At 66.1% G+C, this 9851-nt stretch carries 9 protein-coding genes and 1 tRNA gene; 8 read left to right on the plus strand and 2 right to left on the minus strand.

All coding sequences use genetic code 11. The features are described from left to right. Positions 1-222: 222 nt before the first annotated feature. The 5 genes from EPO55_RS13090 to EPO55_RS13110 all read left to right on the plus strand — a co-directional run bounded on the left by EPO55_RS13090 (position 223) and on the right by EPO55_RS13110 (position 5605). Entirely contained in the window at positions 223-2613 is a 2391-nt protein-coding gene (locus tag EPO55_RS13090; RefSeq protein ID WP_296337314.1) for an AAA family ATPase, read from the plus strand. Positions 2614-2692: 79 nt separating this feature from the next. Further along, positions 2693-3505 (plus strand): hypothetical protein, encoded by an 813-nt coding sequence (locus EPO55_RS13095; protein ID WP_296337316.1) that lies wholly within the window; start codon positions 2693-2695, stop codon positions 3503-3505. 48 nt (positions 3506-3553) lie between these two features. Next, complete coding sequence (locus EPO55_RS13100) at positions 3554-4834, plus strand: nucleotide sugar dehydrogenase (protein WP_296337317.1); 1281 nt, start codon at positions 3554-3556, stop codon at positions 4832-4834. A gap of 160 nt (positions 4835-4994) precedes the next feature. Further along, positions 4995-5381, plus strand: a complete 387-nt coding sequence (locus tag EPO55_RS13105) for an FkbM family methyltransferase (RefSeq protein ID WP_296337323.1) — start codon at positions 4995-4997, stop codon at positions 5379-5381. Then, positions 5312-5605: an FkbM family methyltransferase gene (locus tag EPO55_RS13110; RefSeq protein ID WP_296337318.1), complete on the plus strand. Its 294-nt coding sequence runs from the start codon at positions 5312-5314 to the stop codon at positions 5603-5605. The genes EPO55_RS13105 and EPO55_RS13110 overlap by 70 nt, the downstream gene beginning before the upstream one ends. A gap of 22 nt (positions 5606-5627) precedes the next feature. Here the strand turns inward: EPO55_RS13110 and EPO55_RS13115 are convergent. Continuing rightward, a tRNA-Gln gene (locus tag EPO55_RS13115) sits at positions 5628-5701 on the minus strand. A 102-nt stretch (positions 5702-5803) separates the two neighbouring features. Here EPO55_RS13115 and EPO55_RS13120 point away from each other — a divergent pair. From EPO55_RS13120 to guaB, 3 genes are all read left to right on the plus strand, one after another. Continuing rightward, positions 5804-6868, plus strand: a complete 1065-nt coding sequence (locus tag EPO55_RS13120) for a Ppx/GppA phosphatase family protein (protein WP_296337319.1) — start codon at positions 5804-5806, stop codon at positions 6866-6868. 4 nt (positions 6869-6872) lie between these two features. Continuing rightward, complete coding sequence (locus EPO55_RS13125; RefSeq protein ID WP_296337320.1) at positions 6873-7580, plus strand: RlmE family RNA methyltransferase; 708 nt, start codon at positions 6873-6875, stop codon at positions 7578-7580. 157 nt (positions 7581-7737) lie between these two features. Then, positions 7738-9204 (plus strand): IMP dehydrogenase, encoded by a 1467-nt coding sequence (guaB, locus tag EPO55_RS13130; RefSeq protein ID WP_296337321.1) that lies wholly within the window; start codon positions 7738-7740, stop codon positions 9202-9204. Here guaB and EPO55_RS13135 read toward each other — a convergent pair. Beyond that, on the minus strand, positions 9183-9851 hold a 669-nt coding region (locus tag EPO55_RS13135; protein ID WP_296337322.1), incomplete at its 5' end, for a hypothetical protein. The two genes, guaB and EPO55_RS13135, sit on opposite strands and share 22 nt — an antisense overlap.

Below are 9851 nucleotides of genomic sequence, written 5' to 3' on the forward strand. Positions count from 1 at the left end.
GGAAGAGACGGTTACCGAGGATAGTCCAATCGGCCCGGGAGACGTCATCAGCGTCCCCGAGCGTTGGTTTTAGTAGCGTAGCGTAAGTGTACTTTGGGAACGCGGTGTGGGGCCGCGTGTTGAGTAAGGCAGCATGCGTCGACCGGCTTTGGGATGGGCCGGCGAGTAGCGTTGGGTGTCCTCCGGAGCACGTCATGTGCGGAGTGTGGTTGGATGGGATCGATGTCTAGGGCCAACGAGATCGCCGAAGAACCCGCGATCACCCGTAGTCAGCCACTGACGGCTTTGCCGCGTCAGGGCGCCGCCATGCCGGAAGACGCGTCGAGCGAGCTCTGGGGTTGGCTGAGGCTCGTCAATCGCCACAAGATCATGATCATCGGCTGCGGGCTCGTCGCGGTCGTGATGATGGCTCTGGTCATCGCGCAGCAGACACCCATGTACAAGGCGTCCTCACGTCTCATTCTCGACACCCGCACGTTCAAGGTCCTGAGCACCGAAGGCGCACTGTCTGGCGTCGACACGCTCAATTACGGTGCCATCCAGAGCGAGCTCGAGGTCATTTCGTCGGAATTCGTCATCGGCCGCGTCGTCGACAAGCTTGGCCTGGCGAACAATCCCGACTTCAACGGCACCAAGCCGCCGGGGGTGCTCGACGCGGCGCTCGACCCGGTTCGCGAGCTCTGGAGTTCCGGAATCTCGTCGTTGCTAGCGCCGGCGCCGCCCCCGGCGCCCGCGCAGGCGCCAAAGCCGGCGGCGGGACCTCGCGCAGACCGGTCGGCGGAAGCCAGCGATCCGCGTCGCCAGGCCGCCATCGGCTACGTGTCCGGCCATCTCAGCGTCAATCTGGTGGGCCGCACGTTCGTCATCCTCATCACAGCGGAAAGTCCCGACGGCACCATGTCGTCGCGGATCGCCAATGCCGTCGCCGAGGCCTATCTCGCCGACCAGATCGACACCAAGAACGAGGCCAACCGGCGGGCGACTGAGTGGCTCGAGCAGCGCCTCGCGGAGTTGCGCCGGAACCTCCAGGTCGCCGAAGAAGCCGTCGCCACCTACCGCCGTGACAAGGGGCTTGCCGGCAGCCCCGAAGGTGCGATCTCGACCCAGACGCTCTCGGAACTCAACACCCGATACACCGCCGCGCGCGGCCGTCGCATCGAGAAAGAGGGGCGCCTGGTCGCGCTCAGCAAGGCGAGCCTCAATCCCGGCGAACTCGCCAATATTCCCGAGGTCGCGGGCAACACGACGCTCGCCGCGCTCAGGATCCAGGACGTGGAACTCAGCCGCAAGTCGGCGGAACTCGCGTCGCAGCTGGGCGACAGCCATCCCAAGCTGATCCAGGTCCGCAACGAACTCAACGCCGTCCGCGCCCGCTTCATCATCGAAACGCAACGCATCACCCTGGCTGTTCGCGCCGAACTCGACGCCGCAACCTCCGAGGAAGAAGAGCTCAAGGAACTGGTCGACAAGGCCTCGGTGGTTTCCGGGACCGCAAGCCAGTACGAGGCCGAGCAGAAGCAGCTCGAGCGCGAAGCCCAGTCGAATCGGACGCTCTACGAGAGCTTCCTCGGCCGCTTCAAGGAACTGCGCGAGCAGCAGGACATCCAGCGTGCCGACGCTCGCATCCTGGCCTATGCCCGTCCGTCCGGCTCGCCGTCGTCGCCCAATTTCAGGTCGGGCCTGATGGGTGCCTTCGTGATCGGCTGCCTGCTGGGCATGGCCGGCGCGGTCGCCGCCGAGAAGCTGGACCGTGTCTTCCGCTCCGCGCCCCAGGTCGAGGAAGCGACGGGTGTCAGCGTCCTGGCGATGGTCCCCGAGGTCAAGAGCAGCGCCGCGAGCCGCTCCAACGTGGTGACCGGCATCCTCGAGAACACGACCTCGCCGGCAGCCGAGGCCATCCGAGCCGTGTTCACCGCCATCAGCCTCGCCAGCCTCGATCGTCTGCCGCGGGTCATTGCGGTCACGTCCTCGACGCCGAGCGAAGGAAAGACCACCTTCGTCGCCGCGTTGGGCGGGCTCCTGACCAAGATGAACACCTCGCGCCGGGTGCTGATCGTCGACCTCGATCTGCGTCAGGCCAAGCTGTCGGTAGCACTCGGCATCGGCGAGCGGGGCGGTACGATCGACGAATACCTAATGGGGACCAAGACGCTGGCGGAATGCACGCGGCGTCACGAGCAGTCCGGCGTCTATTACATCTGCGCCCGGCCCAATACGCCGAACGCCCCGGAAATTCTCGAGTCGCATGCCATGAAGGCGGCGGTCGACGTGTTCTCCGACAACTATGACCTCGTGATCCTCGACGCGCCGCCGGTGCTGGCGGTCTCCGACGCCCGCATCATCGCGCGCCTGTCCGACTACACGGTCTTCATCCTCCAGTGGGCGAAGACCCACCGCGAAGTGGTCAAGACGGCGGTCTCCTCCCTGCTCGAGGTGACCAACCATATCGGCATCGTCATCAACCGGGTCAATCTCTTCAAGCACGGCCGCTATGGCTACGGCGACCATGGCGACTATTACTCGCGCTATCGTGGCTACTACAGCCAGAACGACAAGGGGCCGGCAAAAGCCGACCCGGCGCGCCCGGCCTTGAAGCTGGCGTCGAAGAAGTAGGCTCGCCCGCGGGGAGGGCCCGCTGTTGGCTCAGATGCCCGACAGGAACACCATTCGAGATGTCGTCGGGCAGGTGATCGTGCTCGCCTACAAGGAGGACGTGCAGCCTCTCCTGACCGCGCTCGCGGAAGAGCGTCTCCCGGCGTCTCTGCAGCGCATCACCTATACTCCCGAGGAGATGGCCTATGCCCTCAATTCGCGGACATTGCTCAATCACCGCCTTGCCTGGGAAAAGGCAGCACGGCTTCCCGGCTATACCCTGATCTGCGAGTCTGATTTCGTGCCGTGCCGGGGCCTGGGAGATTTTCCTGTCTTCTGGCCGCAAACCAACGCGCGCGCCTGGGGTTATCTCTATCAGGGCAGTCCGCGGCTGCTCGCGCTGTCGCAAGGGCAGCCGGCATATCTTCGTGTCCACGCATCGCCGCTGGTCGCCTACGTCGTCAATGCGACCGTGGCGAGGATCCTGCTCGACTATTTCGAGTACGCCTCGGCAACGTACGACTTCACCAAATACTTCGTGTTCGACGTATTCATTCAGTGGTTCGTCATGGGCAAGGGGGGCGCCGCGTACATGCCGTGGCGGCACTACGGCGAGCACGGCGGGCTCCCGAACAAGGAACACGCGGCCATCGGCAAGCTCCGCCAGGGCGGCGAGCATCATGCCGACAACCTCATGGCGGACCTGCGCTTCCTGCCGCAATACACCCGGGGAAGCCGGCTCAGGTTTCTCTTCGTGCGGACGAAGTGGCGGCTCCTGGGAATCGGCCGACTGCTTTCCGGTCGCTGGATTCTGAACACCGGCGTTTACGACCTGTCGTTCCGGGACAAATGCCGCATGTTCCTCGCCGGTGCGGCGAGGCTGGCGCCGCGGCTGCCGGGCATCGGTCGCTGACGAGAATGTGGATGCCAATATCCAGGTGACCTGTCACAAGTGAGAGCCATGCTTCGACGTATTTCCGTCCTCGGCCTGGGCTATGTCGGGCTGCCCGTCGCAACGGCGTTTGGCCGGGCAGGGTTCCAGGTCGTCGGCTTCGACATCGATGCCAAGCGGGTCGCGGAGCTGTCGCAAGGCCACGATCGGACGCGCGAGGTCGAGGCCGGGATGCTGCGCGCACCCGGGCTTCGCTTTTCGTCGAAGCCGGAAGAACTTGGTGCCGCCGACTTCCACATCGTCACCGTGCCGACACCGATCGACGCCAGCAAGACACCCGACCTCGAGCCGCTGAAGCGGGCCTCGGCCACGATCGGCGCGGTGCTCAAGCGCGGCGACATCGTGGTCTACGAATCGACCGTCTATCCCGGCGTCACCGAGGACGTCTGCATTCCGGCGCTCGAGGCCGCCTCAGGGCTGAAGTGGAAGACCGACTTCAACGTCGGCTATTCGCCGGAGCGCATCAATCCGGGCGACCGTGAACGCCGCTTCGACAACATCCTGAAAATCGTCTCGGCCGATACGCCTGAGACGCTCGATATCGTCGACACGACATACCGCAGTGTCGTTCATGCCGGCACGCACCGCGCACCCTCGATCAGGGTCGCCGAGTTCGCCAAGGTGCTCGAGAACACGCAACGCGACGTCAACATCGCCCTGATCAACGAGGTCGCGCTGATCTGCGACCGGCTCGGCGTCGACACCCAGGACGTGCTCCAGGCGGCCGGCACCAAGTGGAATTTTCTGCCCTTTCGACCGGGCCTGGTCGGCGGTCATTGCATCGGGGTCGATCCGTTCTACATCGCCCACAAGGCCGAATCGGTCGGCTACCATCCGCACGTGATCCAGTCCGGCCGGCGGGTCAACGACAGCATGGGCTTCTATGTTGCCAACAGGGTGGCCCGCAGCATCATGCGAAGCTCCGGCAGCGGCCGGCCGCTGGTGACTCTGCTCGGTGTCACCTTCAAGGAAAACGTCCCCGACATCCGCAACACGCGGGTCGTCGATATCGTGAGCGAGTTGAAGGACTTCGGGATCGCGGTCCAGTTGCACGACCCGATGGCGGACGGCGACCTGCTGAAGCAGGAATACGGCCTGTCGCTCACTGCGCTCGACAAACTGCAGCCGGCCGATGCGGTCGTGCTGTCGGTCGCTCATCGCAGCTATCGCGACGGCGGTTGGGAACTGGTGAGGTCTTTGCTGAAGCCCGCGGGCGGCTTCGTGGCCGATATCCCCGCCGTGCTCGACCGCTCGACGACGCCGGCAGGCGTCACCCTGTGGCGCCTCTAGGCAGTCTGTGAAGCTTCACGGTCTGGCGCGGTCCCGACTTGCCCAGACCGTGGTGCGGGCGGCCTACCCCTATGGCTCGGTCCGGACGATCCGGCGGGGCCCTCTCAAGGCGCGCCGAATGATCGTAGGTCCCAGCATGGGCTACACTTATATATGGAATATGCAGGGCCACGAGTGGGACTGGGTCCGGCTGGTTGGCAAGGGACAGCGTGTCTACGATATCGGCGCGAATTGTGGCCAGTCGACTTTGCACCTGGCCGAAGCGGTAGGGCCGGACGGAGCGGTCGTGGCGTTCGAGCCGACGCCAGACAACTACCGGAGCCTGGTCCGCAACGTCGAACTGAACGCACTCGGGCAGGTAACCCCGGTGTGTGCCGCGGTAGGCGCTGTCGACGGTGTCGCGCAGTTCCAGTTCGACCGAAAGCGCCCGACAATGGGACGGTTGAATTCGGCAATGTCGACCTGGGCGACGCCGAAGTGCTGGAGGTCCGCCAACTCGCTCTGGACTCCTGTGAAGAGCGAGGCTGGCCCGCGCCGTCCTTCCTGAAGGTTGACGTCGAAGGCGGCGCTGCTGGCGTCTTCGCCGGGGCGCATGAATTTCTGAAGCGCTGCCGGCCGGTCATCTATATCGAAATGCACAGTACTGAGGAGCGTGCCGCGGTCCGCGACCTGCTCGGGCGATACGACTATCGGGCATTTTCGATCGATGGCGGGCCGATCGACGATCCGACCGCAGCCCATCTGACCCAGCTCGTCTGCCGGCCTGCCTGAAACTGGCGCCGTGGGCGGGCGGTGGCTGGGGGACCTGGATTCGAACCAAGACTAACCGGGTCAGAGCCGATTGTTCTACCGTTAAACTATCCCCCAAACGGGCCGCCGGGTCGATTTAACGGCGGCGGGACGACTTGGCAAGCGGGCTCGCCTCGGGCCCCGGCGTCGGTTACCATCCAGCCAAAGAAAGAGTTGAAAATGGCCGGGGAATCCACGCCGAAGGGGGGCTGGCACAGCGGCCGTTTCGCGCACACTTTCGCGGCCATCGATCTCGGCACCAACAATTGCCGGCTTCTGGTGGCCCGGGCGTCGATCGACGGATTTGAGGTGATCGATGCCTATTCCCGGCCGGTCCGGCTGGGAGAAGGAGTGGCGTTGAGCGGCGTGCTGTGCGGAGACGCGATCGAGCGCACCTTGAGCGCGCTCGACGTCTGTGCGGCCAAGATTGGCCGCAACCGCGTCACGCGCGCCCGCCATATCGCCACCGAGGCCTGCCGCCGCGCCTGCAATGGCGAGGATTTCCTGACGATGGTCGAGCAGCGCACCGGACTTCACTTCGATGTCATTCCGCCGTCGGAGGAAGCCAGGCTCGCGCTCGCGAGCTGCGAAGACCTGCTCAATCCGGATATTCCCTACGGCCTGCTGATCGACATCGGCGGCGGCTCGACCGAGGTGAGCTGGCTCAAGGTCCTGCATCGTGACGGGCGGTTGGGTGGCGTGGCAACGGAGCTGATCGACATGACGTCGGTGCCGTGGGGCGTCGTCACCCTCACCGAGTCCTGCGTCGGCGGCCAGCCGCGCGAGCGGGCGGTGACACGTGCCTGCTACGACGACATGGTCGAACGCATCCGCGCCGACCTGCGTCCGTTTTGCGCCCGGCACGGCATCGGTGCCGCCATCGCGCGCGGCGACGTCCAGATGGTCGGCGCGTCGGGGACGGTAACGACGGTCAGCGCCCACAATCTCGGCCTCAAGCGCTACAACCGCGCGCTGGTCGACGGTTCGTGCATCGGCCGCGAGTCGATCCTGCGGATCTGTGACCAGCTTTCGAGCCTGTCGGTTGCCGAACTCACGCATCTGCCGTGCATCGGCGACGATCGCGCCGATCTTGCCCTGGCGGGCGGGGCGATCCTCGAGGCGGTCTGCCGGCAGTGGCCGGCGCCCATCGTGCGCGTGGCCGATCGCGGCCTGCGCGAAGGCGTGCTGATGGACCTGATGCGTCAGGCCGATCGCGACGCCGATCCCCGCTGCCGGCCGGGCTGAAACCATGGCAAAGGATGTCAAAGGCGGGCGGCCGACAGGAAGCCTGCCGACAGGTCGTCGCGCCACAGTGCGCGTGAAGACGGCGCGCGGCCGCACGGTATCGTCGCAGCGCTGGCTGCAGCGTCAGCTCAACGATCCCTATGTCGCCGAGGCCAAAAAGCGCGGCTATCGCTCGCGCGCCGCCTTCAAGCTGCTGCAGATCGACGACCAGTTCCGCTTCCTGAAGCCCGGCATGCGGATCGTCGATCTCGGCGCCGCCCCCGGCGGCTGGACCCAGGTGGCCGTCGAGCGGGCCAAGCCGGGACGCGCCGGCGGCATCGTGATCGGCCTCGACATCACACCGGTGGAACCGGTTCCCGGCGCGACAGTGCTGGCCAAGGATTTCTACGACGACGATGCGCCCGCGGTCCTGATGGAGCTGCTGGCCGGGCCGGCCGACGTCGTGCTGAGCGACATGGCGGCATCGGCCACCGGCGATACGCAGACCGATCATCTGCGCATCATGGGCCTGGCCGAGGCGGCGCACGATTTCGCCCGCCAGGTGCTGAAGCCCGGCGGGACCTTCGTGGCCAAGGTGTTGCGTGGCGGCACCGAGCGGGCGTTGCTCGACCGCCTGAAGAAGGACTTCGCCAAGGTCCGACACGTAAAACCGGAGGCCAGCCGCTCCGATTCAGCCGAGATGTATGTCGTCGGCATAGGCTTTCGCGGCTAGGCCGCACTTCTATTTCGATTGCAGGCCGGCTTGCGCAATCTTGCGTCGGTGGGCCATTCGGCCTTGGCTTGGGCGTGCCAGTGTGTATAACGGATCGCCAACCCGGCGGCCCCCCACGGAGCCGCCGTTTTTTTCACCCCCAGGTTTGGAGGTTGGCATGCAGATACAGGAAGCGCTTACGTTCGATGACGTGCTCCTGAAGCCTGCCGCTTCATCCGTCCTGCCTGGCCAGACCGACACCCGGACACGTCTCACGCGCACCATCGAGCTCGGCATCCCGCTGATGTCGGCGGCAATGGATACGGTCACCGAAGCCGCGATGGCGATCGCCATGGCCCAGGCCGGCGGCATCGGCGTCATCCACAAGAACTTCGATGCCGAGGCGCAGGCCAACGAGGTGCGCAAGGTCAAGAAATTCGAATCGGGCATGGTGGTCAATCCGGTCACCATCCATCCCGACCAGACACTCGCCGATGCGCTGGGTCTGATGGCGGCGCATCAGATCTCGGGCATTCCCGTGGTCGAGCGCGGCAACGGCAAGCTGGCCGGCATCCTGACCAACCGCGACGTCCGTTTCGCCACCGACAATACCACGCCGGTAAGCGCGCTGATGACCAGGGACCGCCTGGTCACGGTGCGCGAGGGCGTGAGCTCGGGCGAGGCCCAGCGGCTGCTGCACCAGCGCCGCATCGAGAAACTGATCGTGGTCGACGAGGACTATCGCTGCATCGGCCTGATCACCGTCAAGGACATCGAGAAGGCCAACAAGTTCCCCGGCGCCAGCAAGGACGAGAAGGGCCGGCTGCGGGCGGCGGCGGCCACCGGCGTCGGCGAGGACGGCTTCCGCCGCGCCCAGCTCCTGATCGACGCCGACGTCGACGTGATCGTGGTCGACACCGCGCACGGCCATTCGCGCGGCGTCCTCGAGGCCGTGACGCGCGTGAAGAAGCTCAGCAACTACACCCAGGTCATGGCCGGCAACGTCGCCACCCGCGAGGGCGCCCAGGCGCTGATCGACGCCGGTGCCGACGCGGTGAAGGTGGGTATCGGCCCGGGCTCGATCTGCACCACCCGCATGGTGGCCGGTGTCGGCGTGCCGCAGCTCACGGCGATCATGGAGGCGGTCGAGGCCTGCCACGCCGCCGGCGTCCCGGCGATCGGCGACGGCGGCATAAAATATTCCGGCGACCTTGCCAAGGCGATCGCCGCCGGCGCCGACTGCGCGATGATCGGCTCGCTGCTGGCCGGCACCGACGAGGCGCCGGGCGAGGTGCTGCTCTACCAGGGCCGCTCCTACAAATCGTACCGCGGCATGGGCTCGATCGGCGCCATGGCGCGCGGCTCGGCCGACCGCTACTTCCAGGCCGAGGTGCAGAGCACGCTGAAGCTGGTGCCCGAGGGCATCGAAGGCCGCGTGCCCTACAAGGGACCGGTCGGCAACATCATCCATCAGCTGGTCGGCGGCCTGCGTGCCGCCATGGGCTACACCGGCAATGCCACGATCGGCGAGATGCAGAAGAACTGCCAGTTCCTGCGCATCACCGGCGCCGGCCTGCGCGAGAGCCACGTGCACGACGTCGACATCATGCTCGAGGCGCCGAACTACCGCGGCGGCGGGATGTAGGGCCGGGCGAGGTCGGCCGAGATCGTCTTCGCGATCAGTCGGTTGCCCTCGGCGTTCATGTGCCACAGCACATAGAGTTGCCGCGGCCTGGCCGTGCTGGCCAGGACGTCATAGCTGTCGAGTGTCGCCAGCCCTTCCTTGCGCGCACAGGCAAGCAGGGCGCCCGTCATGCGCCTCTGTTCGGCCGCGAATGTCGCATCGTCCCAGACGACGGGGTCATATTCTGCCACCACCAGCACGCGCGCGCCGCTCGAGCGCTGCAGTTCGGCCAGGCGCCCGGTCAGGAGACAGGCGATGCGCTCGCCGGTGCCCGGGGGATGGACGCGGATATGGTCGCCGAACCAGTCGTGCAGAAGATCGAGGCGGCGCAGGATGAAGTCGAACAGGAAGGAATAGCCGAGCGTCCGCTGCCAGAAGGTGAGGGTGGTCCCGGGATCGGCGCGTGGCGGCACCGGCACGTTGCGCAGCACCGGTGTTTGCCCGTCGAGTTCGAAGTAGGGTTTGTCCGCGCTCCACAGCCGGCGCATCTCGGTGCGGCGGATGTCGTCGGCGATGAAGGCCACCACTATCGCTTCGGGCTTGTAGAGCGGCGCCAGGGCCTCGGCGCGCAGCACGATCTGGTCGAAGCCGTAGCCGCTCACGCCGGC

The sequence above is a fragment of the Reyranella sp. genome (genome assembly GCF_004296935.1).
In the GTDB taxonomy this organism is placed as follows: domain Bacteria; phylum Pseudomonadota; class Alphaproteobacteria; order Reyranellales; family Reyranellaceae; genus Reyranella.